The organism is Enterococcus sp. DIV1444a (assembly GCF_051712125.1).
Classification (GTDB): Bacteria; Bacillota; Bacilli; order Lactobacillales; family Enterococcaceae; genus Enterococcus; species Enterococcus faecalis.
Window position 1 is genome coordinate 1,756,611 of sequence record NZ_JBIOOG010000001.1, and the last position, 25,967, is coordinate 1,782,577.

25 protein-coding genes and 1 pseudogene are annotated in these 25,967 nt (G+C 37.2%); 4 read left to right on the forward strand and 22 right to left on the reverse strand.

Annotated features, from left to right (window positions below):
- The first annotated feature begins 35 nt into the window (after positions 1-35).
- A complete protein-coding gene (locus IGI87_RS08570) occupies positions 36-431 on the forward strand; it encodes a DUF3224 domain-containing protein (RefSeq protein ID WP_002362038.1) in 396 nt (131 codons plus the stop codon).
- Between the two features lie 109 nt (positions 432-540).
- Positions 541-1,722 (forward strand): multidrug effflux MFS transporter, encoded by a 1,182-nt coding sequence (locus tag IGI87_RS08575; RefSeq protein WP_438736665.1) that lies wholly within the window; start codon positions 541-543, stop codon positions 1,720-1,722.
- A gap of 36 nt (positions 1,723-1,758) precedes the next feature.
- Here IGI87_RS08575 and IGI87_RS08580 read toward each other — a convergent pair whose 3' ends face one another.
- Positions 1,759-3,594: an LTA synthase family protein gene (locus IGI87_RS08580; protein WP_438736667.1), complete on the reverse strand. Its 1,836-nt coding sequence runs from the start codon at positions 3,592-3,594 to the stop codon at positions 1,759-1,761.
- A 208-nt stretch (positions 3,595-3,802) separates the two neighbouring features.
- Here IGI87_RS08580 and IGI87_RS08585 point away from each other — a divergent pair, with 208 nt between their 5' ends.
- On the forward strand, positions 3,803-3,952 hold the full coding sequence (locus IGI87_RS08585) for a hypothetical protein (protein ID WP_002357118.1): 150 nt from the start codon (positions 3,803-3,805) through the stop codon (positions 3,950-3,952).
- A gap of 150 nt (positions 3,953-4,102) precedes the next feature.
- A complete protein-coding gene (locus IGI87_RS08590) occupies positions 4,103-4,453 on the forward strand; it encodes an iron chaperone (protein WP_002387299.1) in 351 nt (116 codons plus the stop codon).
- A gap of 10 nt (positions 4,454-4,463) precedes the next feature.
- Here the strand turns inward: IGI87_RS08590 and IGI87_RS08595 are convergent, their stop codons facing one another.
- The 21 genes and pseudogenes from IGI87_RS08595 to IGI87_RS08695 all read right to left on the reverse strand — a co-directional run bounded on the left by IGI87_RS08595 (position 4,464) and on the right by IGI87_RS08695 (position 25,923).
- Positions 4,464-4,814, reverse strand: a complete 351-nt coding sequence (locus IGI87_RS08595; RefSeq protein ID WP_438736669.1) for a DUF2200 domain-containing protein — start codon at positions 4,812-4,814, stop codon at positions 4,464-4,466.
- Between the two features lie 663 nt (positions 4,815-5,477).
- Positions 5,478-7,115 carry a DUF6119 family protein gene (locus IGI87_RS08600; protein ID WP_438736671.1) on the reverse strand — a complete coding sequence of 546 codons (1,638 nt, stop codon included), beginning with the start codon at positions 7,113-7,115 and terminating at the stop codon, positions 5,478-5,480.
- A gap of 69 nt (positions 7,116-7,184) precedes the next feature.
- A pseudogene (locus IGI87_RS08605) lies at positions 7,185-7,268 on the reverse strand (toll/interleukin-1 receptor domain-containing protein); the annotation flags it as partial.
- A gap of 353 nt (positions 7,269-7,621) precedes the next feature.
- On the reverse strand, positions 7,622-8,920 hold the full coding sequence (gene eno / locus IGI87_RS08610) for a phosphopyruvate hydratase (RefSeq protein WP_002357098.1): 1,299 nt from the start codon (positions 8,918-8,920) through the stop codon (positions 7,622-7,624).
- A 131-nt stretch (positions 8,921-9,051) separates the two neighbouring features.
- Entirely contained in the window at positions 9,052-9,807 is a 756-nt protein-coding gene (gene tpiA / locus IGI87_RS08615) for a triose-phosphate isomerase (RefSeq protein ID WP_002362045.1), read from the reverse strand.
- Positions 9,808-9,855: 48 nt separating this feature from the next.
- Positions 9,856-11,049, reverse strand: a complete 1,194-nt coding sequence (locus IGI87_RS08620; RefSeq protein WP_002357094.1) for a phosphoglycerate kinase — start codon at positions 11,047-11,049, stop codon at positions 9,856-9,858.
- 126 nt (positions 11,050-11,175) lie between these two features.
- Positions 11,176-12,177 carry a type I glyceraldehyde-3-phosphate dehydrogenase gene (gene gap / locus IGI87_RS08625; protein WP_002357093.1) on the reverse strand — a complete coding sequence of 334 codons (1,002 nt, stop codon included), beginning with the start codon at positions 12,175-12,177 and terminating at the stop codon, positions 11,176-11,178.
- A 39-nt stretch (positions 12,178-12,216) separates the two neighbouring features.
- Positions 12,217-13,254: a sugar-binding transcriptional regulator gene (locus tag IGI87_RS08630; protein WP_002357092.1), complete on the reverse strand. Its 1,038-nt coding sequence runs from the start codon at positions 13,252-13,254 to the stop codon at positions 12,217-12,219.
- A gap of 420 nt (positions 13,255-13,674) precedes the next feature.
- On the reverse strand, positions 13,675-14,553 hold the full coding sequence (locus IGI87_RS08635) for a YitT family protein (RefSeq protein ID WP_002357090.1): 879 nt from the start codon (positions 14,551-14,553) through the stop codon (positions 13,675-13,677).
- 142 nt (positions 14,554-14,695) lie between these two features.
- Positions 14,696-15,265, reverse strand: a complete 570-nt coding sequence (locus IGI87_RS08640; protein ID WP_438736673.1) for a TIGR01440 family protein — start codon at positions 15,263-15,265, stop codon at positions 14,696-14,698.
- Positions 15,262-15,768 carry an ECF transporter S component gene (locus tag IGI87_RS08645; RefSeq protein WP_438736675.1) on the reverse strand — a complete coding sequence of 169 codons (507 nt, stop codon included), beginning with the start codon at positions 15,766-15,768 and terminating at the stop codon, positions 15,262-15,264. Before IGI87_RS08645 ends, IGI87_RS08640 begins: the two co-directional genes overlap by 4 nt.
- Positions 15,752-16,588 (reverse strand): bifunctional hydroxymethylpyrimidine kinase/phosphomethylpyrimidine kinase, encoded by an 837-nt coding sequence (locus IGI87_RS08650; RefSeq protein ID WP_438736677.1) that lies wholly within the window; start codon positions 16,586-16,588, stop codon positions 15,752-15,754. The genes IGI87_RS08645 and IGI87_RS08650 overlap by 17 nt, the downstream gene beginning before the upstream one ends.
- 154 nt (positions 16,589-16,742) lie before the next feature.
- The gene (aspS, locus tag IGI87_RS08655) at positions 16,743-18,512 is read right to left on the reverse strand and encodes an aspartate--tRNA ligase (protein ID WP_104854101.1); all 1,770 of its coding nucleotides are present in this window, start codon (positions 18,510-18,512) and stop codon (positions 16,743-16,745) included.
- 17 nt (positions 18,513-18,529) lie between these two features.
- A complete protein-coding gene (gene hisS / locus IGI87_RS08660; protein WP_438736679.1) occupies positions 18,530-19,831 on the reverse strand; it encodes a histidine--tRNA ligase in 1,302 nt (433 codons plus the stop codon).
- Between the two features lie 23 nt (positions 19,832-19,854).
- Positions 19,855-20,049, reverse strand: coding sequence for a hypothetical protein (locus tag IGI87_RS08665; RefSeq protein ID WP_162782500.1), 195 nt, complete (start codon positions 20,047-20,049; stop codon positions 19,855-19,857).
- 139 nt (positions 20,050-20,188) lie between these two features.
- Positions 20,189-20,635: a D-aminoacyl-tRNA deacylase gene (gene dtd / locus IGI87_RS08670; protein ID WP_113794287.1), complete on the reverse strand. Its 447-nt coding sequence runs from the start codon at positions 20,633-20,635 to the stop codon at positions 20,189-20,191.
- Positions 20,636-20,658: 23 nt separating this feature from the next.
- Entirely contained in the window at positions 20,659-22,872 is a 2,214-nt protein-coding gene (locus IGI87_RS08675; protein WP_438736681.1) for a RelA/SpoT family protein, read from the reverse strand.
- 214 nt (positions 22,873-23,086) lie between these two features.
- Positions 23,087-23,839, reverse strand: a complete 753-nt coding sequence (locus IGI87_RS08680; protein ID WP_438736683.1) for a 16S rRNA (uracil(1498)-N(3))-methyltransferase — start codon at positions 23,837-23,839, stop codon at positions 23,087-23,089.
- A gap of 1 nt (position 23,840) precedes the next feature.
- The gene (prmA, locus tag IGI87_RS08685) at positions 23,841-24,788 is read right to left on the reverse strand and encodes a 50S ribosomal protein L11 methyltransferase (RefSeq protein WP_002357075.1); all 948 of its coding nucleotides are present in this window, start codon (positions 24,786-24,788) and stop codon (positions 23,841-23,843) included.
- A 15-nt stretch (positions 24,789-24,803) separates the two neighbouring features.
- Positions 24,804-25,289 carry a DUF3013 family protein gene (locus IGI87_RS08690; protein WP_317095154.1) on the reverse strand — a complete coding sequence of 162 codons (486 nt, stop codon included), beginning with the start codon at positions 25,287-25,289 and terminating at the stop codon, positions 24,804-24,806.
- Positions 25,246-25,923, reverse strand: a complete 678-nt coding sequence (locus IGI87_RS08695) for a DNA-3-methyladenine glycosylase (RefSeq protein WP_438736686.1) — start codon at positions 25,921-25,923, stop codon at positions 25,246-25,248. Before IGI87_RS08695 ends, IGI87_RS08690 begins: the two co-directional genes overlap by 44 nt.
- Between the last annotated feature and the right edge of the window lie 44 nt (positions 25,924-25,967).

Genomic DNA, 25,967 nt, shown 5'->3' on the forward strand with positions numbered 1-25,967 from the left:
ACCCTATTCTTATTAATAAGAAAGAAGGGACAGCAATGGAGCAAGCATCATTTACTGTATCTAGTTGGCAAGAACAACCGATTGACAATCTTAATGAAAATTTCCCAGTGAATCAAGCGAGCGCTACTTATCAATTGTCAGGCGCCTTATCTGGGACAGCTTCTGTGGAATACTTAATGACTTATCAAGGCTCTTCAATGGCTGATGGGCTTGAAGCTGTGGCTCAAGTGGTCGGTTTCCTCCATTTCGAAGGAACTTATTTAGGAAAAAAAGGCACCTTTACTGCTTGCGAAAAAGGGACGTTTACCCAGGGTCTTTTAGACTGCCCTGGTGAACTATTTCAAGCATCAGGTGAGCTTGCCGGTTTATCTGGTCGTTACACTTATGAATTTAGTCAAGAAGAAGCACTTCTTCATTTAGACTTTGTATAATAAAAAATTTCAAGGAAAGTTGGTGACATTATTTTACTTATTTTAAATTTGGCGGTTGTAAAAGACAATGGGTGTTTTTGATTAGATTAAACTTTTAAGGAGAAAAATCATGAAAAACACCCGAAACACCGTCCCATCATTACTAATTATTATTTTGCTTGTGGGATTTCCACAAATCAGCGAGTCGATTTTCACACCTATTTTGCCCGCGCTTAGTTCTGCTTTTAACATTCACGATAGCGTGGCACAATTAACCATGAGTATTTATTTTGTTGCCTTTGCCGTTGGCGTTTTATTCTGGGGAATTCTATCCGATACGATTGGACGTCGCCCAGCTATGTTATTAGGAATTTTATGCTATTTAATTGGAAATATTGGCCTTTTTTTGAGTCCGACATTTCCTTGGCTGTTATTCTTCCGTTTAATTCAAGCCTTTGGTGCAAGCGTTGGTTCTGTCATTACCCAATCGATGATGCGGGAAAGCTTTAACGATCTTCAAAGAGGGAAAATTTTTGCTCAAACAAGCGCTGCCCTATCGCTATCTCCTGCTATCGGACCCTTAGTCGGCGGACTTGTTCAAACCTATTTTGGCTATCAGCATGTCTTTAGCACCTTAATTGTCATGGCTGTTCTATTACTTTTCTATAGTTTTTATCGTTTACCAGAAACCTTTCACTTAGGAAACACCTTAACGAAAGCGCCTTTTTGGTCTGTGGCGAAACGCCTTTCCTTCGACTCGAAAGTTTGGTGCTACGGCATATTGATTGGGGTCATTAATGGTTTATTGTTTAGCTACTATGCAGAAGCTCCGTTTATTTTCATCAATCACTTTGGCTTTAGCAGTGTCCAATATGGCTTTCTTGGTTTAGTTTTAGCTGGGTCTAGTATTCTTGCTGCGGTTCTTATCAATTGGTTGCTGGGATATTGGTCAGCGGAAAAAATTGCCTTTGCTGGTTTGCTGCTAAGTATCTTTGCGGCTTGCTGTTTATTAATAATGACACAATTTGAAACAATCATTGGTCTTATTTTGTTTATTTTTCTCTTTTTCTTAGGGATTAATATTACTCTGCCAAATGCCTTAAGTATGGCCTTAAAAGGCTATGAATCTGTGATTGGTACTGCTAGTGGGATTTTTAGTTTTGTCTATTACTTGTTTGTTAGTTTCTTTACCTATTTGATTAGTTACTTTCACAATGGTACCATTTGGGTCTTACCGCTTTACTTTTTAAGTTTTGCTTGTCTGTTAGCTTTCAGCTATTATGTCATTGTTTATCGTAAAACTTTAAAATAAAAATCAAAAAACACACGAATGTTTCGTGTGTTTTTTTTAGCTAAAAAATTGATTTTCTAAACTATATTGCTTCCCTGAAACAATGTCATATTGAATCAGTCGGTATTCCTCATATAGTTGTTCTTGCTTTTTATTCATTTCTACTGTTTTTTTCCATTCCCCACCGAGATAGTAATTTCCCTTTTCAAAAGCAGGCAATTGTCCTTGTACCTCATTTAGCATAGCGTAAAATCCCGATTGCGGTAAGCCACTTTGTTGGAAAAGTGAGGGAGCAAAATAAAATGGACTAATGATTGCTTGATGCTGATTTTTTTCTGTTAACTGGTTCGCCGTATCATACATTAGAAATTCTGTCTGGTGAAGGGCTGCCCCTTCATTCAACGCTTGAATGTTTTCATCATAAATACTTGGTAAGTGATCTCCCCAAAAAACGACTAATGTGCGTTTGGGCATTTTTTCGATTTCTTGTAGGAAATTTTTCAAAGCTTCGCTACTGTAGGCAATATCTTGCAAGTAATTATTGAGCGCGACTTGATTGCCGTTTCCTTGAGAAAAATAACTGGACGTTGGGTATTTATTCTCATAAGGCATATGTGTTTGCATAGTAACTAAATGAATAAATTGTGGTTGCTCTTTTTCTTTAAGCAGTGTCGTCACTTCCTGATATGCTGCTTGATCTGAAATGTAAGGATTATTTTCTAGTTTTTCTGTATAGTTCATTGTTTTTTCATTGATAAATTGATCAAAACCTAAAATTTTATACACATCTTTTCGTTTATACATAGATGTATTGTACGGATGAATAGCCGTTGTTTGATACTTTTGTTCCTTAAGTAATGAAACAATGGAAGGCAATTCCGTCATCTTAGGAATCATCATCGTATAAGGGGTAGTCATTTGGCCATTCATTAATTCCATCGAAAAACTTGTTAAGGCTTCAAATTCAATATTCGCAGTTCCACCCCCGTAGTTTTGTGAAAGCATCTGGCCACTGTAAGTTTTATCAGCGATTTGCTGATAATCAGCTAAAGGATTACCAATAATGGACAAACCTTTCAGATGATCTGGATTTGAAAAACTTTCACTCATGACAAACACAATATTGGGTTGCTCATTGCTCGGCACTGTTTTCGTCTCGGCCAACTTTTGATACTTCTGAGTAATTTCTGAAATAGCTTCTTTTGAATAACCCTTTGGTTGGTCCATAGCCTCTACTTTTAAATTATATAGAAAACCACCAATAAATCCTGTATTGTAGTAATTCATTTTTTGGCTGTAAGGAATCCATAACGCGGTTTTATTATAGGCTTTACGTAACAAATTTTGCGGATTGTTAAAATCACCAATATATGAAAATAGACCAATTGAAAGTACAAGACTTAACACACGAATCGTTTGTTTTTTCTTCGATAAAAAGAAACTTTTATAAAAAGCTTTTCCTAAGAAAAAAAGTGCTACACAACCTAACGCTACCACAAAAATAAACGGCCATAAACCAACCATTTCTTTTAATAAACTAACTTCTGTGATCATTTTTAAGTCGTCTGGGTAAATAGGTTCGACACGATAAAACATCTTTTGATAGTCCGCAAATCCTAAAACACCTATTATGACACTATATAAAAGAGCGCCAACTCCTAATGAGCCTGCCAAACTACATAAAAAAAGTAAAAAAACGCTTAGCACAAAACAACCTAAGAAAAACTTTTCCGTATGCCACGAAAAAGCAAACTTGAAGGCTAAATCAACAGACAAGTTATTCTGACACCATTGCAAATATAAATTACTAAAAATAATTAATAAGATGAACCCGATTCCATACAAAAGGTAGCGGTAGGGCCATCGTCTAAATTTTTCAACTCTCTTTTTCACATCGATCTCCTATTCAAAAACTAGTAATGTATTTATTTTATGCTTCTTGAAAAAGAATGTAAAGAAGTAGCTAGCAAAGAAGTCTAAGGAATGGTAAAGAAAAAATGTTATTTGTTGCAAAAATAATTTTCCAGTGGTATAGTAACAATGGAATTTCGTTATCAGTTATCGTCGCCTTTTTAGAGTACTTTATGAAAGGAGAATAACTATGACTTACAAAGTAAAAAACATTCAATACCGTATTCAATTAGACACAGACAAAAATATTTTCATTGTTTTTGATGCAAAAAATGAAAGTAAAACAGCAACTGGTCACACAATTGAAGAAGCAATTGCACACTTAAAACAATTAAACTAAGGAGTGACAAACATTTCCATGCAAGACCCTTTAGGTAGTTATTTAAGCTAAAAGCCGTTTAGTAAAGAAAAAATACTAGACGGTTTTTTTGTATCCTCTGCGCCTTTTATTTTTTACATAGTATACTGAAACAAACGGAGGTGTTTTTATATGACCATCATTGCAAACTATATTCGCCAACAACCCCAACATCAAACACAGTTAACAGAAATCTACCAAGCAATTTTAGCGGTTGTTCCTCAGGAGACTACTGAAAAAATCGCTTATGGAATGCCGACCTTTTACTTAAATGGCAATTTAGTGCATTTTGCAGCGGCCAAGCAACATTTAGGTTTCTATCCTACGCCATCAGCCATCCAGCGTTTCAGCAAAGAATTACGCCCTTTTAAAACCTCGAAAGGTGCCATTCAATTTCCCTACACGCAAGAGTTACCTCTTTCATTAATACAGGAAATAGTTAAATTCCGTGTACAAGAAAACATGAAAACAGGGTCTCAATGAGACCCTGTTTTCATGTTTTTAAAATTTTTTCCATCGCTTTTCCCTTGGCCAATTCATCGATTAACTTATCTAGGTAACGGATTTTTTGCATTAAAGGATCTTCAATTTCTTCCACGCGATAGCCACAAATTACGCCTTTAATCAATTGGGCGTTTTCATTAAAATTGGGCGCTTCTTCAAAAAAAGTTTCCATCGTTACTTTTTGAGCCAATTGTTGTTGCAAGCCTTTTTCATCATAACCAGTTAACCAGTAAATAATTTCGTCAACCTCCGCTTGCGTTCGATTTTTACGTTCTGCTTTTTGAATATATAGCGGGTAAACACTGGCAAAGGTCATTGTATAGATTTTCGGTTTTGTCATTGGTTTTCCTACTTTCTGAAAAAATAACTCCTTCTCATTATACTATACTTCTCTTAAATTTAAACTTTAATACATGTTAAAAGAATAAGTGCCGTAAAAAAATTTAAAAAGCAGTAAAATTGACTCTTCTAGTCAAAATTTCTTTTGTTATTTTTCTTTATATAAGGAGCCCATTTTTTATGTTATTTAATCATAGGAACCTGATTCTATCATTGCAGAATAGGCTTTCATTCAGTATACTGTAAATAGAGGAACAAGAAACGAATTGGATAATTAGGCACTGAAAGAGCGCACCACCGTTCTGAATGTTTCGAAACACACAACAGGTTATCGAAATGGCCATTGGAGAAAAATTCCTTTTTCTCCGAGGTTAGCGATTGTGACATGTTGCAATCGTTTTTTGTCCTTAAAATGTTGAGAAAAAGAAAAAAGGCACTTTGTTTGTCAGCACCACCTGACAAACAAAGCCCTTCATAGACAGCACAACCTATCTATTCCAGTTGCCTTTTTTGCTAGTTACACTAGCTAATTTTAGTGTACCCGATTTTCAGTGAAATTACTAGCATCTTTAAAATTTTTACTGAAACGATCAGCCTGTGCACTGAACTAGTTTTCTTAGCGGCGGCAACCGTTGAGAAACTTTTTCTCAAATTTTAAGTTGCTCTACTCTATCATATAGTTTATATAGATAACCGGCTTTTTAGAAGAATATAATACATGTTTTTTCCAATTGTCTAAATAATTTTTGAATAAAAACATTTTCAAATATGTTAAGTCTGGTATTCCTTTTTCTCGCTCAATCAACTTATTCTTCTTATCTAATACAAGCCATAAACCTATTTTTTCTACAGATGGTATATCTTTTACTAATCCTGAACGAATAATGTCTAAAGAAGCAAGTGATTGAGTAACTACATAACTTAGCTTAGATGATGCATCACCGATTTTAACTGCAAATAATGTTTGCGTTTCTTTACAGTATATATCTGCAATCTCAATGTCTTCATTATTAGAAAGTTTGGTCAACTGACGATCATGATTCTCCAAATGTTCATTTTCTTCTGCTAGCAAGAAATTATAAACTCTTTCTTTATAGTATTTTCTTTTTATTGACTGTTCAATCTCTTTTTTTGTTTTGCCAGTATAGTCAGAACTATTTTTTTCTTCTTCATATTTCTTAGCACAAAAAGTTTCATGCCTTTTTTTAGAAAAATCATACTCAGGATTATAGATTACTGGGATTTCACTAAGTGAATCGTTTAAATAATCTAGATAGTCATTATTATAAGAATACCATTCACCATTTAGTAGTGTATAACGCTCTTCTTCATCTGTGTAATCTAAGATTTTCTTTATCTCATATTTTTTTCTTTTGCCTTCAATTTCTTTACCTATAAAGATTTTAAAAATATCTTCACCTATTAATTTGTTTTTTTCAATGAACATGCGTAAATCATTGATGTCAAATCCATCTAAAAAAACCGGTTTTCTATTTAAATAATGTACTGTATATTCCGTACTATAATCATTAAAACTCTCTATGTTTCCTATAATGTCAAAATCTGAAAAATAAATAGGTGTTTCTCCATCAATTATTTTTTTTATTAATTTCCCGTCTAATTTCTTAATAAGATTATCATCATTCTTGTCCAATTTCTTCAATAATGGAATTTTTATTTCTTCTTTCTCAGATGTAATGATTCTTTTTGCATAAAATACAAGCGCTAACATGTGTGTTAGACAGTCATTTTTCAACTCAACAGATAAAGCATCCCCAATTTCGATATTTTCTTTATATATTCCAAAATCTCTTGGTAATTTTTGGGTAGCTTTAACTTTTAAATAAGCTTCACCACTATCAAAATCAAAGTATTTATTATCTTTAAAAGCATCAATCATCTTTACCTTAGAACTATGCGGCGCTGCTTTAGCTGTACGCTTTATTTCTTTGTAGTCTAACTTTCTCGCAAAACGAAAGGCAAATTCTTTATCTGCAAACTTATGAACACAATGATGCGCATGACTAAAAGAAAACGCATACAACTCATCATCCAAAGAAACTGTTAAAATTCCTTTGGGTGCCCCATAAGTTTTTAGATATATTCCTTCTGTCAATTCATCAATTATCCATTGCCATTTTGGAGTTCTCTCTAAGTTATTTCGATCAATATATAACTGAATATGTACACTTTTTTGTCTATATTGACGAACTTCATCACTTTCCATTTTATATTCTAAATTAATTTGCTCAAAAAATTCTTCCTCTTTTTCAGTTAAAATTTTATATAAATTTACTTTCAATTTTAGGACCTCCTCTAAAATTATTTTAGGATTCTAATTAAAATGCACAAGTAGCTTTACATTTATCCTTTTTTTCAATAATTGGATAAACGCATCCACATATTCTTGATCCTTTGAACTATGACTAATAAAAATCTTTTTCCCGTTGCTCACTACTCAACATCCTCCAAGTTAAATTTGTGTTTTCATTTTTTTGTGAAATTCTATACTATTTCTTTAAGCGTACAGCGTTATCTGAAACCAGTCAATACTAAAATTATAAAATAACAATTATTTTGTTTTATTAAAATTTTATATAATGTTATTTTGTTAATGTTTTGTTATTTTTAAACAAGTGATTATAGAGCAATGTATGGTTGAAATTATTTCTAATATATTTTTTCAATATTTATATAAATATAAAAAAAACACGCCTTTCTTTGCAGAAAGGCGTGTTTTTACGTCCGAGTATAAGGAGAATTGATTCATTAACCAATTGTCCCTTTAAGCGTTATTCATTAAATGAATTATTTGTTTTTTAAGTTGTAGAAAGATTTTAAGCCTTTGTATTCAGCTACATCGCCTAATTGATCTTCGATACGTAATAATTGGTTGTATTTAGCAATACGGTCTGTACGGCTTAATGAACCAGTTTTGATTTGACCAGCGTTTGTTGCAACAGCGATATCAGAGATTGTTGAATCTTCTGTTTCACCAGAACGGTGAGATACAACTGCAGTGTAGCCAGCTTCTTTAGCCATTTCGATTGCTTCAAATGTTTCAGTTAAAGTACCGATTTGGTTAACTTTGATTAGGATTGAGTTAGCGATACCTTTTTCGATACCTTCAGCTAATTTAGTTGTGTTTGTTACGAATAAATCGTCACCAACTAGTTGAACTTTGTCGCCTAATACTTCAGTTAATTTTTTGAATCCGTCCCAGTCGTTTTCGTCTAAGCCGTCTTCGATTGAAATGATTGGGTATTTAGAAACTAATTCTTCGTAGAACGCGATCATTTCTTCAGTTGTTTTTTCGCCTTCGCCTGAGTCAGCTAAAACGTAAACGCCTTTTTCTTTGTCGTAGAATTCTGAAGAAGCAGCATCCATAGCAAGAACAACGTCTTTACCAGGAACATAGCCAGCTTTTTCGATAGCTTCGATGATTACTTCGAAACCTTCTTCGTTTGAACCTAAGTTAGGAGCGAAACCACCTTCGTCACCTACTGAAGTAGCTAAGCCGCGACCTTTTAAGATTGAAGCTAATGCGTGGAATACTTCTGCACCCATACGTAAAGCTTCTTTGAATGTAGGCGCACCTACAGGCATGATCATGAATTCTTGGAAGTCAATACTGTTGTCAGCATGTGATCCACCGTTGATGATGTTCATCATTGGAGTTGGTAATACTTTTGTATTGAATCCGCCTAAGTAGTGATATAAAGGCACTTCTAGGTAATCAGCAGCAGCACGAGCTACGGCGATAGACACACCAAGAATAGCGTTAGCACCTAATTTACCTTTGTTAGGAGTTCCATCTAAATCGATCATTGCTTTATCGATAGCCATTTGATCGCGTACATCGTAACCGATGATTGCTTCAGCAATGATGTTGTTTACGTTATCTACAGCTTTAGTAACACCTTTACCTAAGTAACGAGCTTTGTCGCCATCACGTAATTCAACTGCTTCGTATTCACCAGTTGAAGCTCCTGAAGGAACCATTCCACGGCCGAAAGCTCCGCTTTCAGTGTAAACTTCTACTTCGATTGTTGGGTTACCGCGTGAGTCTAAGACTTCGCGTGCGTAAATATCAGTAATAATTGACATGTTTTGTCTCTCCTTTGAGTTTGTATTTATACTAAGGGGATTCCCTCATGTATGATTGTAGTTAATTCTCGCAAACTATGCAAACATTTTTTTGCAAAAGTCATTGAGAAAACGTTACCGTTAGTGATTTCTTATTTTACAGCATCTAATAAAGCTAGGAATGAGTCTGCTTCTAAGCTTGCGCCGCCGACTAAAGCACCGTCAACGTTTTCTTTTGCCATATATTCAGCGATGTTTTCTGGTTTAACAGAACCACCGTATTGAATACGAACAGCTTCAGAAACTTCTTTGCCGTATAATTTTTCAACTGTTGAACGAACAACACCACAGATTTCATCTGCAATATTAGCATCTGCAGATTTACCAGTTCCGATTGCCCAGATTGGTTCGTAAGCGATAACCATTGAAGCAACTTGTTCGTTTGATAAACCAACTAAGCCGTTAGTGATTTGACCTTCGATCCATTCCGCTGTTTTACCAGCTTCATACGTTTCTAAAGTTTCACCACAACAGAAGATTGGTGTCATACCATTTGCAAAGATTGCTTTGGCTTTTTTATTGATATCTTCATCTGTTTCGTGGAAATATTCGCGACGTTCAGAGTGTCCGATAATCACATAGTTTACACCTAAATCGGCAATTGCAGCTGGTGAGTTTTCACCAGTGAAGGCACCAGCGTTTTCCCAGTAGCAGTTTTGTGCAGCTAATTTCACTTCAGAATCTTTTAGGTTCCAAGCTAAAGGAGCTAAGAATAATGCTGGAGATCCAATCACAGCGTCAACAACGTCGTTTGATGGAACAGCATTTTTTACTGCTTCTGCAAAGCTTTGTGCTTCGCTTAAAGTTTTGTTCATTTTCCAGTTACCAGCGATAATTGGTTTGCGCATGAAAAGCACATCCTTTTCTTTTTTTAAAAATATTGTCTTTTAAACTGATTATTTATCGTTAATAGAAGCTAAACCTGGTAAAGTTTTGCCTTCTAATAATTCTAAACTTGCTCCGCCACCTGTTGAGATGTGAGAGAATTTGTTTTCGTAGCCTAATTGAATTGCTGCAGCAGCAGAGTCCCCGCCACCGATGATTGTTGTTGCGTCTTCTAAATTAGCAATCGCTTCACAAACACCAATTGTTCCTTTGGCAAAGTTACTCATTTCAAATACGCCCATTGGTCCATTCCAAACAACTGTTTTCGCACCTTGTAATTCGTTAGCGAATAATTCAATTGTTTTTTCACCAATATCCAAGCCTTCTTCATCATCTGGGATTTCAGTTGAAGGAACCGTGTGGAAAGGAGCGTCATTGCTGAACTCTTTAGAGACAACTGTATCAACCGGTAAAACTAATTTGTCGCCAGCTTTTTCCATTAAGCTTTTCGCTAAGTCCACTTTATCTTCTTCAAGTAAAGATAAACCAACACTATAGCCTTGTGCTTTCATGAATGTGTAAGCCATACCGCCACCGATTAAAATTTTGTCGGCTTTTTCAATTAGGTTTTCAATGACAGCGATTTTGTCAGAAACTTTTGCGCCACCCAAGATTGCTACGAATGGACGTTTTGGATTTTCAACAGCTTCGCCGATGAATTTAATTTCTTTTTCCATTAAGAAACCAGCAACTGTTGGGATACCAGTTGAAGCAATTCCAACGTTTGAGGCATGTGCACGGTGTGCAGTACCAAAAGCATCATTGACAAATACATCGCCTAAAGAAGCCCAGTATTTACCCAATTCAGCGTCATTGCCGCTTTCTTTTTTGCCGTCAACATCTTCAAAACGAGTGTTTTCAAATACTAAAACGTCGCCATCTTTCATATTGTTAACAGCGTCTTCTAATTCTTTACCACGTGTTTCTGGAACAAAAGTAACTGGTTGACCTAGTAATTCGCTTAAACGTTCAGCCACTGGTTTTAATGATTTACCAGCTTTGTCTTCTTCTGTTTTTACACGACCTAAATGAGAGAAAAGAATTGCTTTTCCGCCATTTTCAATCACGTATTTGATTGTTGGTAAAGCCGCTACGATACGATTATCGTTTGTGATCACGCCATCTTTTAACGGAACGTTAAAGTCAACACGGACAAGGACTTTTTTGTCTTTTAAATCTACATCTTTAATTGTCTTTTTAGCCATGAGTAGACCTCCTGTATTGTCAATTTTAGGATTTTTCTTTTTTAAAAAAAGAAAGCGGAGAAGCGCGTTGCTTCCCCGCTTATTATTTCACAATTGTTCAAATTTCACTAATGATAAGAATGAATCTTATAAGTTAGCGAAGTATTCTAAAGTACGAACTAATTGAGCAGTGTATGACATTTCGTTGTCATACCAAGCAACAGTTTTAACTAATTGTTTGTCGCCAACTGTCATAACTTTTGTTTGAGTTGCATCGAATAATGAACCGTAAGTCATACCTACGATATCAGAAGAAACGATTTCGTCTGTGTTATAACCATAAGATTCGTTAGCAGCTTTTTCCATTACTGCATTCACTTCATCAACAGTAACTTCTTTGTCTAATACAGTAACTAATTCAGTTAATGAACCAGTTGCTACAGGAACACGTTGAGCAGCACCATCTAATTTACCGTTCAATTCTGGGATTACTAAGCCGATTGCTTTAGCAGCACCAGTTGAGTTAGGTACGATGTTTGCAGCAGCAGCGCGCGCACGACGGAAGTCGCCTTTAGGATGTGGTCCGTCTAATGTCATTTGGTCACCTGTGTAAGCGTGGATAGTTGTCATTAAACCTTCAACAACACCAAAGTTGTCATGTAAAGCTTTAGCCATTGGAGCTAAGCAGTTTGTAGTACAAGAAGCGCCTGAAATTACAGTTTCTTCTCCAGTTAATGTTTCATGGTTTGTGTTGTAAACGATTGTTGGTACATCGTTACCACCAGGAGCTGAAATAACTACACGTTTTGCACCAGCAGTTAAATGTTTTTCAGCAGCTTCTTTAGAAGTAAAGAAACCAGTACATTCTAAAACGATGTCTACGCCTAATTCGCCCCATGGTAATTCTTCAGGGTTACGGTTAGCTAAAACTTTGATTTCTTTGCCGTTAACGTTGAATGAACCTTCGTGAACTTCAACTGTACCGTTGAAACGGCCTTGAGTTGTGTCATATTTTAACAAGTGTGCTAACATTTTAGCATCTGTTAAGTCGTTGATTGCAACTACTTCGATTCCTTCTACATCTTGGATACGACGGAAAGCTAAGCGTCCGATACGTCCAAATCCATTAATACCTACTTTAACTGTCATTAAAGATTTCCTCCTTATGAAAATCAAAAATTTTTTATTTTAAAGGGTTACCCCTTTTAAAATCTCGTTTGCAGCAGCTTCATCTGTGATGAGCCACGTTTGTTTTGGTGCGTTTTTCATGTATGCGCGAATGGCTTTTGCTTTCGTTTTGCCGCCCGCAATTGCGACGACATAGGGAATTTCTTGTAAGTTTTTTAATTGAAGGCCAATTCGTGGAATTTTATAGACCACTTTTCCTTCTTCATCAAAGAAATAACCAAATGATTCCGCCACGGCATTTTTTTGTTTGAGCATAACCATTTCGTCATCAGACATTTTTCGGCGTGCCGCCATGTGCAACGCTCGACCAATACTGTGCACCACACAGTTGGCATGACTAATTAACGTAAGAACTTCTTGAATCGAGGGTTCTTGCAATAAACTATTATACGTTTCACGACTCAATTGTTCTGGGACATATAACGCCCGGTAGTTACCACCCGTTTTGTTGGCCATTACAGCACTAATTGAATTGGCTTGGACAGAAACTGCTTCACCAATCCCTCCTCTGGCTGGAACAAACAAATTATGACGTTTTTCAGTTTCTAGTGATCCCATATTTTCGGCCACCATGGCCATTGTTGTCCCACCCATAACCGCAATTGTATTCTCACCATTTGGTAAGAGTAAATTCAGCGTATTGGTTAAGACATCTCCAAAGTCCGAAAGAACTTTCTTTTGGATATCACTATCTCCTGCAACAACGATACAACGTTGAATGCCAAAGTACTGTGTCATTTCTTTTTCGATTTGGTGCATACCAAGCAATTGATTCATGACTAGTTCTAAGCCTTGGTAGACTTCCAAACCGCGTTCTGTTAATGTCATTCCGCTTTTTGAAGGTTCAATCAGGTTGAGTTGCTTTAAAACATCTGTTTCTGTACGCAAGACTCGCTCTGTAATTCCCATCGTTTCTGATAAACTTCTACGTCCAATAGGTTGCATCCAATAAATATTGCGAAGAATTTGGAATCTTTCTTGTAATACATCGAGCATATCTGGAGCAACTGCTTCAATCATTTTAAATTCTTTTAACATGATGCGCTCCTTTTGTGGGTCGAAATATGTCCAAGTAAGACTGAAAACGACCTATGAACTTTAAAAAAATAGAATTGATGTTCGTTTTTCCTACTATTTATTCATAACAGTATTAAAAGTACTTATCAATTACACACTTAGTGTACCAGTTTTTTTGGGTCTTTTCAATAAAAATGATTCTTTTTTCATCGTTTTCTTTCAAATCCAAACAAAGCATTCGTTTGTGAGAAACAATAGCAACTTATTTCCGAATAATCAGATCTAATTAAGCCAAAAGCAAAGGAATTCACGAACGTCTTTCAATTAACTTCTTGTTTAAATGGGAATTTCTGGTCCTTTCACAAAGCATTTTTTACTTATTTTTCAAAAAAAAGCAACAAGAGACTGGACATAGCCATTCTCTTGTTGCTTCATACCCTTTTATTTGTAATCTTCTTCGTAAAAACGTCCTAAAATTTTAACATTATCTGAGATGCTGACAAAGGCATTCGGATCACTTTCTTTCATGGCTGCTTCTAAACTTGGCAACTCAAAGCGTGTCACAATAGTTAGCAAAACAGTTTGGCGGTCGTGGCGATACGCCCCTTCCGCTTCATGAATAATTGTAATACCGCGGCGCATTTTCTTCTGAATCTCATCCACGACTCGATCTGGGTTTTTAGTAACAATCATAACTTGCATTTTCTTTTGCTTAGTATAAACAGCATCTGTGACCTTCCCACTTACAAAAATTGATAACGCACTGTAGAACATGTACTGCCAACCAAATAAATAACCTGCAACAAAGACAATTAGGGCGTTAAAATAAATTGAAATGGAGCCAACGGAACGCCCCGTTTTTTTCCGAATGGTAATGCTTAGAATATCTAAGCCCCCAGAAGAAACCCCGTTTTTTAAGACAAAACCAATTCCTGATCCAGAAATCGCCCCACCAAAAATAGCACAGATAATTGGATCTTGGGTCATCACCGTTTGCGGAACAATATGCATAAATAATGAAGTTAAAGTCACGGTTATAAAAGTAAAAATTGTAAACTTCTTACCTATTTTTTTCCACGCAATAAAGAATAACGGCACATTTAAAAGATACAATGTAATGGAGACGGGCACATTAAAACCGACAATTTTGGTTGAGAGGGTTGTTAAAATTTGGGCCAAGCCTGTTAAGCCACTGGAATAAATATTTCCTGGTTGATAGAAAAAGTTCATGGCAATTGATGCAAGAATGGCATAGACAATCGACACGGAAAATTTTGTTGTATAGTCATGAACTGGCAGTCCGTCGTAAATTTTTTTCATAAATAATAGCCTCGTTTCAGGTTTTCAATAAATTACATTTCTTTTCATATTATACGTGGTTTACCGAGAGAAAAAAAGAGATTCCTATAATATTTACGGAAGATTCATCAAATGTTTATAGAAATGAAAAAAGAACGAAATCTTAACGATTTCGTTCTTGAGTTGTTTCATAATGGGCTCTTGGTCCACCTACATATTTAGGACGAGAATATAATGCTGTAATATGAGCCGCACCTAACATTCGAATGCTCAAGCGAAGAGGCACTTGCACATGTTTTACGTGCATACCGATAGATGTATCGCCAATGTCAATCCCTGCTTGAGCAACAATATGCTCCACTTCCACTGGTTCATCAAATTTTTCAAAGGCAGCCACTGAACAAGAACCGCCAGCATGTAATTGTGGTACTACAGAGACAATTTCAAAGCCTTTTTCTTCAGCCACACGACGTTCCATGGCTAGAGCACGATTAATATGTTCGCATCCTTGCACAGCCAAAGAGATGCCTTTTTTATCTAATTGTTCAATTAAGGTTGAGACAATCCATTGTCCTACTTCGGCGCTGGAATTTTTACCAATGACTCCGCCTACTACCTCACTGGTGGTGCAACCTAAAACAAATAGGTCCCCTTTTTGTAAATTTCCTGCTGTAATGACTTCTTCTGTAATTGTCACTAACTGTTCTTTTAACATTTTTTCATCGATAGTCATTTGTTCATCCTTCTTTCTTCTAAACGACCATTTTTTGGTAACACACGTTTTAATGTTTGACTAAGAGGCAATGCTACAATCACCCCAAATAAGGATTGAATGATATTCCCTGGTAAAGAGGCAATCCCCGCACCCACGCCGTAAAGCCAGCTAGTCGCTAAAGCATACCCGCTAATCATGAGGAGACTGGCTGAAAGTAATCCTAGCGTTTGCATCTTTTTATTTTTATTAAAGAAGTGCCCTGCTAACCACCCTTGTCCACCATGAATCAATAACGAAAAAACGAACCATTGTGGATAGCCTGACAATAAATCAATTAAACCACCGCTTAAAGCTCCGACTGTCAAGCCACCGATCGGACCAAAAAGTAAACTAGCAACGTAAATCCCTGCATCCGCCAATGTAACAAAACCATTTGTTGCTGGGACGGGGATAATAAAGACCATTGATACAGCCACTGTTAAAGCGGTAATTACTGCATATAGACTAATTTTTCTTGTCACTATCCGCCACACCTCCTGCTAGTAATCCTTCATGCCACACACTTCCAAAAGCTGCATTTAGCTGGACCCCAGAAACAATGGCTTCATGAACGTATGTTTTTGCTAAATCAACTGCTTCAATTAACGGATATCCTTTAACTAAATTCGCACCAATTGCAGAGGCAAAGGAACAACCAGCGCCATCAATGGTGTGGGCCATTACTTTTTCTTTGACCAATTGAATATGTTGTTGTCCATCATAAAAAAAGTCACGTGCTTCTTGACCAAGCCAACGATTACCGCCTTTAATCACCACCGTTGCCGCTCCTAAAGAGTTTAACTCTTCCGCCGCTTGTTGGACTTCTTCGACGGTTGTTAATTTTCTGCCAATGAGTAATTCTGCTTCTTTTAAATTAGGCGTTATAATCGTTGCGAATGGAAAAAGTTTTTCAACCAATAACTGCATGTACCTTTTTTCATAAACTGAAGTCGTTTCTTTAAAAGCCAAGACAGGATCCAACACCACCGGCAGACCTGCGTGCTTTTTCAAAAAGGTTGCAATTTGTAGCATACTTTCTTCACTGTGAATCAAGCCAATCTTGATGCCGTCTAAACTGCCGGCAGGTATGGAAGCGAGTTGCTCTTTCACCAAAGAAGTCTCAAGGTCATGAATCTGAAAATGATTCTTAGGGGCTGTAGCAAGGCAAGTTAAAGTTGATAAGCCAAAGACTTGATGATTTTCAAACGTTTTTAAATCTGTTTGAATCCCGCCACCTGAAAAAGGATCGGAACCGCCAATTGTTAAAATTATTTTTGTCATTTGTTTCGCTCCTTTATACACTCAGTTATCATACAAAGTTTTCTAAAAAGAAAAAACAGCCAATTGGCAGATTTTTAGCTCAGCCACTTTTTTAAATCTTTCGTTATCTTTTTCCTTCCCAAAGAAAGAGTGACCTCATCTGTCAATGAGGTCACTCTTTCTTTGAATTTAAAACTTATTCGTCAATGGCTGTTACATCAATGTTTAATTCGAACAATTGTAATGGAGAAACTAAACTTGGTGCGTTGTTCATTGGATCAATCGCTTTACCATTTTTAGGGAAGGCAATCACTTCACGAATATTTTCTTCCCCAGCCAATAGCATTGCTAAGCGGTCTAGCCCTAAAGCAATCCCTCCATGTGGCGGGAAGCCGTAATCTAATGCGTCTAGCAAGAAACCAAATTGGTCTTGTGCTTCTTCTTTTGTAAAACCTAACGTTTCAAACATTTTTTCTTGTAATTCTCGTGTATGGATCCGTAATGAGCCGCCGCCTAATTCGTAGCCGTTTAAGACAACATCGTAAGCTTCAGCATACACAGAGGCTGGGTCTGTTGCTAAGCGGGCCACATCATCTGCTTTTGGTTGTGTAAATGGATGATGAGCAGAAACGTAGCGACCAGCTTCTTCATCATATTCAAACAACGGCCAATCCACAATCCACAAGAAATTGAATTTCGATTCATCAATTAAACCTAATTCTTTACCTAAACGTGTACGTACCGCACCTAAAGCAGCGGCTACGATTTCAGGTTTATCGGCACCAAACATTAAAATATCACCGACTTCTGCATTGGTAGCAGCAATTAATTCATCACTAACTTCTGTTAAGAATTTAGCAATCGGTCCTTTTAAGCCATCTTCTTCAACTTTTAACCAAGCTAAGCCTTTTGCGCCAAATTGACTCACATACTTACCTAAGTTATCCATATCTTTACGAGAATACTTATCTGCGGCGCCTTTTGCATTTAAAGCCTTAACATGTCCGCCATTTTCCAACGCTGCTTGGAAAACTTTGAAGTCTACGTCTTTCACTACATCTGCAACATCAATTAATTCCATAGCAAAACGAGTGTCGGGTTTATCGCTACCATAGCGTGCCATTGCTTCGTCATAGCTCATTCGTGGAAATGGAACAGAAATCTCAATTCCTTTTGTCTCTTTCATCACTTCAGCCAACATATTTTCTGTATATGTTTGAATTTCTTCTGGTGTTAAAAAGGTCGTTTCGATATCGATTTGTGTAAATTCTGGCTGACGGTCGCCTCGTAAATCTTCATCACGGAAACAACGAACGATTTGGTAATAGCGATCGAAGCCTGCCCCCATTAATAATTGTTTAAAGAGTTGTGGTGATTGTGGTAAAGCATAAAAATGACCGGCATGGACACGAGAAGGAACTAAATAATCTCGAGCGCCTTCTGGTGTTGATTTGCCTAAATAAGGGGTTTCAATGTCTAAAAAGTCATGATTATCTAAATAGTGACGGATTGTTTTCGTTACTTGGTGACGTAATTTAATGTTGTTTGTCATTGATGGACGACGTAAATCTAAATAACGATATTTCATGCGCAATTCGTCATTAACGTTATTATCATCTTCAATGGTAAATGGCGTTGTTTTCGCAGTATTTAAAATCGTAATGTCAGTCGCCATCACTTCAAACTCGCCAGTTTTCATTTTGGGATTAATCGCTTCTTGATCACGATAAACGACTTGACCTTTAACTTCGATGACGTATTCACTACGACATTTATCAGCAATTTCCCATGCTTCTTTTGACTTTTCTGGGTTAAAGACCACTTGGACGATTCCTTCACGGTCACGTAAATCAATAAAGATAACGCCTCCTAAGTCACGACGTTTTTGAACCCATCCTTTTAATACAACTTCTTTTTCAATAAATTCGGCAGATACATTGCCGCAATAGGTTGTGCGTTTTGCCATTTCTCAATCTCTCCTTTTTATTCTTCAATCATTTTTGTCATCATTTCGTCATACACTTCATCAAATGAATCATGAATAGCACTTAACGGAAAGGCTTTTTCTTCGCGTGTTGCCATTGATTTTACGTTGACAATGCCTTCATTCAATTCATTTTCACCGATTGTTAAAACTAATTTTGCTTGTAATTTATCGGCCGTTTTAAATTGCGCTTTTGGTTTGCGATTCATATAATCACGATCAGCTGAGAAACCAAAGTTACGAATGCTTTGAACAAGTTGCAAAGCTGCGACGTTGGTTTCTGAACCAATGCCAACCACATATGCGTCTAATTCAGATAACGCTGGAATCACAACTTCTTCAGCTTCCATTGTTAACAACACTCGTTCAATACCCATACCAAAACCAAAACCTGGTGTGTCTGAGCCGCCTAATTCTTCAACTAAACCATTATATCGGCCCCCTGCACAAATAGTTGATTGCGCACCCATTTTAGGCGCTTCACTCATAATTTCAAAAATTGTGTGTGTATAATAATCCAAGCCACGAACCATATTACTATCAATTTCATAAGGAATTTCTAGTAAATCTAACATATCAGTTACTGCTTCAAAATGTGCTTTAGATGGTTCATTTAAATAATCTAAAATGGAGGGTGCTTCCGCGACAATCACCTTATCTTTTTTATCTTTGCTGTCTAACACCCGCAATGGATTTTCATGTAAGCGACGTTGTGAATCCTCGCTTAATTCTGCCATATGGGGCTCTAAATAATCGATTAATGCTTGACGGTACGTAGCACGTGTTTCTTTATCCCCCAAGGAATTAATAACTAATTTGATTTGTTGGATGCCTAATTGTTTGAAGAAGTCCAAAGCCATAGCCATGATTTCAACATCCAATGCTGGGTTTTCACTACCAAATGCTTCCACACCAATTTGATGGAATTGACGCAAACGACCAGCTTGTGGGCGCTCATAGCGGAACATGGGCCCCATGTAATAGGTTTTGTATGGTTTTGTGTATTCTGGGCCATATAATTTATTTTCAACGAAGGCCCGAACAATCGGCGCTGTTCCCTCAGGACGTAGCGTCACGTGACGGTCTCCCTTATCATAAAAATCATACATTTCTTTTGAAACAATATCTGTGGTATCCCCAACACTGCGAGAGATTACTTCATAATGTTCAAAAATTGGGGTTCTGATTTCTTGGTATTGATAATCTTTAAAAATCAAACGAGCTGTTTCTTCCACAAATTGCCATTTTTCAGAAGTTCCTGGCAAAATATCGTTTGTTCCTTTTGGTTTTTGATAACTCATTGTCTTTCTCTCCTTCTATCATTTCACAAAAATGTGTGTGCCATTTTCTTTTTTCTAAAAATGAAAAAAGCCCTTGTATGTTCAACATACAAGGGCGTAAAAGTCTCTTTTACACGGTACCACCTAGTTTTGAAAGATTTTACTCTTTCCTCAACGATTAACGCTCGTAACGGGACGGCTTTTCTTCCGTCCATCTCCAGAATGTCTTTCACTTTCACTGTTGAAGTTGCTCTCAGCCACGGCAACTCTCTCTTCGCAGACAGATGAAACTTACTCGTTCCTTCGTAGATTTTTAATATTATCTATAAACTACTAAAGTTCTCTTAGAAAGTCAAGGGGTTCCGACAGGAAAATCAATTATTTTTCTCGTGTATCAATCACAATGGTTACTGGTCCATCATTGGTCAACGACACTTGCATATCCGCGCCAAATTTTCCTGTGGCTACTGCTATTCCTTCTGCTTCTAATTGTTGATTAAATAATTCATACAAAGGAATCGCCACATCTGGACGAGCCGCTTCAATAAAACTGGGACGATTGCCTTTTTTAGTTTTTGCATAGAGGGTAAATTGAGAGATACTCAAAATTGACCCTTCAATCTCTTGAATGCTGCGATTCATTTTCCCTTCGTCATCTTCAAAAACACGCAATTTGCTGATTTTACCAACAACATAAGCCACATCTTCTGGCGTGTCTTCTTGATGGATGCCAACCAGCACCATGAAGCCTTGCTTGATTTGTCCTACTATCTGCTCTTCTATCGCGACTTGTGCTTGACTGACTCTTTGAATAACTACTTTCATCTTTTTTGCCTCACTTTTAACACTTACCCATTGGTTCGACGAACACTATAAACATCTGGTACACTTTTAATTTTGTCAACGATGGTTTTTAAATGAGAAAGGTTTTGAATTTTCACAGTGACATGAATCTGGGCCATCTTATCTTTGGATGGACGAGCTTCAACGCCGACTAAATTTTTTGTCATTGAACTAATGACTTGTAAAACATCACTTAGTAAGCCACTACGATCATAGCCGTAAATCTCCAAATCGGCAGCGTATTCTTTGCGACTGTGCTCGGTATCTTCCCACTCAACTTCAATTAGACGTTGCGCTAATTCTTCTTGATGTTGTACGTTAGGACAGTCCGCACGATGAATTGAAACGCCACGTCCTTTGGTAATGTAACCAACGATTTCATCGCCAGGTACTGGATTACAACAACGGCTTAAACGAATCAACAGGTTGTCCACCCCTTGAATCACGATGCCGCCTTCATGACGAACTTTCATTTTTTCTGATTCTTTTTTAGCTGGTTGATTTAGCAACTCTTCTGCTTCTTGACGTTGGCGTTCTAACTCTTGTTCGCGGCGTTCTTTTTCTGTTAAACGATTGCACACTACTTGCGCACTTACTTCGCCATAACCTACTGCCGCAAATAAATCATCTTCCGTTTGAAATTTAAATTTATCTAGCACTTCCGCCATTTTATTCTTCGTTAAAAATTCTTTCGGTGTAAAGCCGATTTCTGTCATGTATTTAACGACAGCATCATGCCCTTTAATAATGTTATCTTCACGGTCTTGTTCTTTAAAGAAACGTTTGATTTTATTTTTGGCTTTACTTGTTTTAACCATTTTCAGCCAGTCGCGACTAGGTCCGAAAGAATTCGGTGATGTTAGGACTTCAATAATATCCCCATTTTTTAGGACATAATCTAACTGTACCATTTTGCCGTTGACCTTCGCACCAGTTGTTTTATTCCCAATTTCAGTATGAATACTGTAGGCAAAATCTAGTGGTCCGGAGCCTTTTGGCAGTTCGGTTACATCTCCACTTGGCGTAAAGACATAGACTTTGTCGCTAAAAATGTCTTCTTTCACACCTTGCATAAATTCAGAAGCATCGTAGCTTTCATCTTGTAATTCAATAATTTCATGGAACCAATCGACTTGCTTCGTTAGTTCATCTGTTTCAATTTTTTCTGCTTTGCCTTCTTTATAGGCCCAGTGAGCCGCCACCCCAAATTCGGCGATTTGGTGCATCTCATGGGTCCGAATTTGGACCTCTACTGGATTCCCTTTTGGTCCAATAACTGTCGTATGGATAGATTGATACATATTCGCTTTTGGCATAGCAATATAATCTTTAAAGCGACCTGGCAATGGTGTCCAACGTGTATGAATCGCCCCTAACACGGCATAGCAATCTTTAATGGAATCGACAATAACACGAATGGCTAATAAGTCATAGATTTCATTAAACTGTTTCTTTTGGTCCTTCATTTTACGATAGATTGAATAAATATGTTTTGGTCGACCATATATTTCTGCGTAAATTTCTAAATCTTCCGTAGCTAAACGAATATCTTCGACTGCTTCTGCCACATAAGCTTCACGTTCATCGCGTTTGCTTTGCATCAAATTAACAATTCGATAGTATTGATTGGGATTAATATAACGTAAGGCCGTATCTTCTAATTCCCATTTAATTCGACTAATCCCTAAGCGATGTGCTAAAGGCGCATAAATTTCTAAAGTTTCTTGTGCAATCCGTCGTTGCTTATCTTCACGTAAATGTTTTAATGTGCGCATATTGTGCAAACGATCGGCTAGTTTCACCATAATAACCCGTAAATCTTGCGCCATTGCCAATAACATTTTCCGATGGTTTTCAGCTAATTGTTCTTCGTGAGATTTATATTTAATTTTTCCTAGTTTCGTTACGCCATCGACTAACATTGCGATGTCTTCGCCAAATTCTTCTTTTAAATCGTCCAGTGTTACGTCCGTATCTTCGACAACATCATGTAAAAATCCTGTTGCTACAGTATGGGGATCCATATGTAATTCAGCCAGAATGCCTGCCACTTGAATCGGATGGATGATGTAAGGTTCACCTGATTGTCGGACTTGACCTTCGTGTGCTTTTTCAGCATAAGTTAATGCTTTTTGAACCAACTCAACATGTTCTGGTCCCATATAGATACTTACAATTTTGATGACCGCTGGGCCTGTCAGTATTTCTTCTTTTGGCATGGTATTCACTCCTCTATGAAGGTGACCTTTGGATAAAGAACACTTCGTTCACGTTTTATCTATTTTAATAAAAAAGAAAAGTACCACTTGAAACAGTAGCACTTTCAACAACTCTATTATACTAAATTTCCCTTAAATTTCAATCACTGTCGCTTTTTTACTCTCTGTTTATTCAAAGAGAATGCCTCCAAGAATTTTACAGGCGGGCTTTCGTTTAATTTAAAAGTTCCATTTGGTAGCTAACCGCACTTAAAAGATACAACGGTGCTGTTTCTGCTCGTAAAATTCTCGGACCCAACCCGCAAAGTTTCGCCCCAGCCTGCAGAAATTGTTCAATTTCTTGCGGTGCAAAGCCACCTTCAGGTCCAAAGAGCACACATAAACGTGTGCCTGGCTGGCAAGTGGATAATACTTGTGCTAATTGACTTTTTTCTCCTTGTTTTGCTGATTCTTCATACGCAACCAAGACTGTGTCATATGAGTCAAATTGCGCAATGATTTCTTGTGTTTTTTCCACCAAAGAAACACTTGGTGTCTGCTGCCGATGCGATTGCTCCGCCGCTTCTGTGGCAATTTTTTGTAATCTTTTTTCTTTGGCTACTCTTTTTTTGTGGTCCCATTTGACAACGGAAGTTTTCGCAGGAAAGCCGATAAACTGATTGCCACCTAGCTCCGTGCCTTTTTGAACAATCCATTCTAACTTGTCCCCTTTTGGTAACCCACACGCAATCGTCACTTCAATTGGCAATTCTTTGTCCATTTCTTCTTTACTAATTTCTTTAAAGTAAACAGACGTTGAATCAATTTCCACAATCTCAGCTAAAATGGCAGTTTTATTTTGAAAGACTAAATAACAACGATCATTCGGCGTCATTCGCATAACTCGCACAATATGATGATAGTTTTCATCTGCGACTTTATACAAATCTTTTTCTTGATAATCTTCTTTCATGAAATACCGTTGCATTTTACTCTTCCTCTGGTTTCTTCAAGATAATCGCATACCAATCGCCTTGATTAAAGAGTTGGTCCACCACAAAACCGACTTTCGTTAGTGCTTCTAAAACCATTGCTTTTTTATCTTCAATAATTCCAGAAATAATGAAGGTACCGTCTTGTTTTAGCAAACGCCAAGCATCTTCAATCATTAACACAATAATATCTGCCAAAATATTTGCGACGATTACATCAGCAGAATGGTCAATCCCTTTTAGTAAATCATTGGCTGACACATGAACATCGGCCGCAATGGGATTTAAATCCATATTTTCTTTTGCCGCTGCAACTGCTACTTCATCTAAATCATATGCGTAGACGTCTTTAGCCCCTAAATAGCGACTTGCAATACTCAAAACACCAGAACCCGTTCCTACATCTAGAACTGTTTCGCCACCACGTAAAACAGTTTCTAAAGCTTGCAAGGTTAAACGAGTCGTTGGATGCGTGCCTGTACCGAAAGCCATACCCGGATCCAATGTGATAATTTTTTCTGCTTCATCTTGTGCGTGATAGGCTTCCCAACTTGGCACAATCGTTAAGAATCGTGTGACACGGACAGGATGATAATATTTTTTCCAAGCAGTTGCCCAGTCGCTTTCTGCTACTTCACTAATTGTCATTTCGTTTTTACCAATGGATAAGCCGTACTCAGGCAAGCGTAAAATATTTTCTTTCATAAATGGTAAAATTTCTGGTAAGAAGGTTGTTTCAGGAAAATAAGCCATCACAATCGCCCCTTCTTTAATGTGGGTGAATTGCTCTTTATCTAAAATTTCCCCATACAGATCACTTTCAAAATTTTCAATGTCCAACGCATCTTCAATGGCCACGCCACTTGCGCCAGCTTCCATCATAATGTTTGAAATTGCTTCAACTGCTTCGCTAGCCGTTTCTACTTTTACTTCTGTCCACTTCATGTTCTCACCTCTAAATTAATAACTTGGATACGCAATCCATTGTTCTTTTTCTGTTTCTGCCACTTTTTTAATCATCGCTTCAAAATCTGCTGGCTCCCAATGCAATTCAAAAACTTCCGCTGTTTCATCTGATAAAAAGTCTAACAAATCACTTTGCCCTTCATCTAAAACCACTTTTAAATAGTTAATGAATCCGTCTAAAACTGCTTTGCGTAGCCCTTTTTTTCCTTCATAAGGAATTGTGACTAAATACTCTTCGTCATCAACGACTGACTTTTGCGGATTGTAAAATAACAAACCATCTTCAAATTCAATAAATTCTTCTTCTGAAAGCGTACCATCAACATCATCAATCGCCACTTGCTCATTGTTTTCTGCATATAAACGAACAATAACTTCGATGGTATGGTTTTTGCGATCCCAATCAAGACCTACTTCGTAATCTGCTAAGTGTTTTTCAAGTTGTTCCTCTAAGTAAGTTAATATTGTTGCTTTTTTCATTTTCTTCATCCTTCCAGCCAAAATCTATTTGGTCTACTGCTGTTCTTTTTTGTTTAGAAATATAGGGATTGCCAGCCACGACGTACCTTAAAGGCAACTCTGTCCAACGACCTTTATTGGGAATCCCAATTCGTGGTAGTGCCTCAATTTTTTTCGGAAATTTTCGTTTTTCTGGCACAATCCGTAATGAACTAGAAAAAATCGACTGCCCATATAATTGCTTATCAATTCCTAAGGCTGCAACTAACTTACCTGGTCCATTAGTCAATTCCACGCCTTGACGTCCTTGGCGATTTTCAATCATTTGATCGACACCTGCAACGGGTTCAATCGCACGGATCATCACCCCTTGTGGTTTGCCTTGTTCTTGTGTCACCATATTTAAAATTAAATGCGTGTGCATAGTATATAAATAAATCGTGCCTGGTTTGTCATACATGGCTTTTAAGCGTGGCGTTTTTCTTAAGCCAAAGCTATGGGCCGCCTCATCATCAGGACCTAAATAAGCTTCTGCATCCACGATGTACCCACCTAAAACGCCTGTTGCTGTTTCGTGCTCTAAATACATCCCTAACAAGTATTGCGCCACTTCTTCAGTTGTCTTTGTGTTAAAGATATTTATCGTTTCTTTCATTTCTTTCACCACTCCCTATCATACACGAAACCTTCCGCTATATC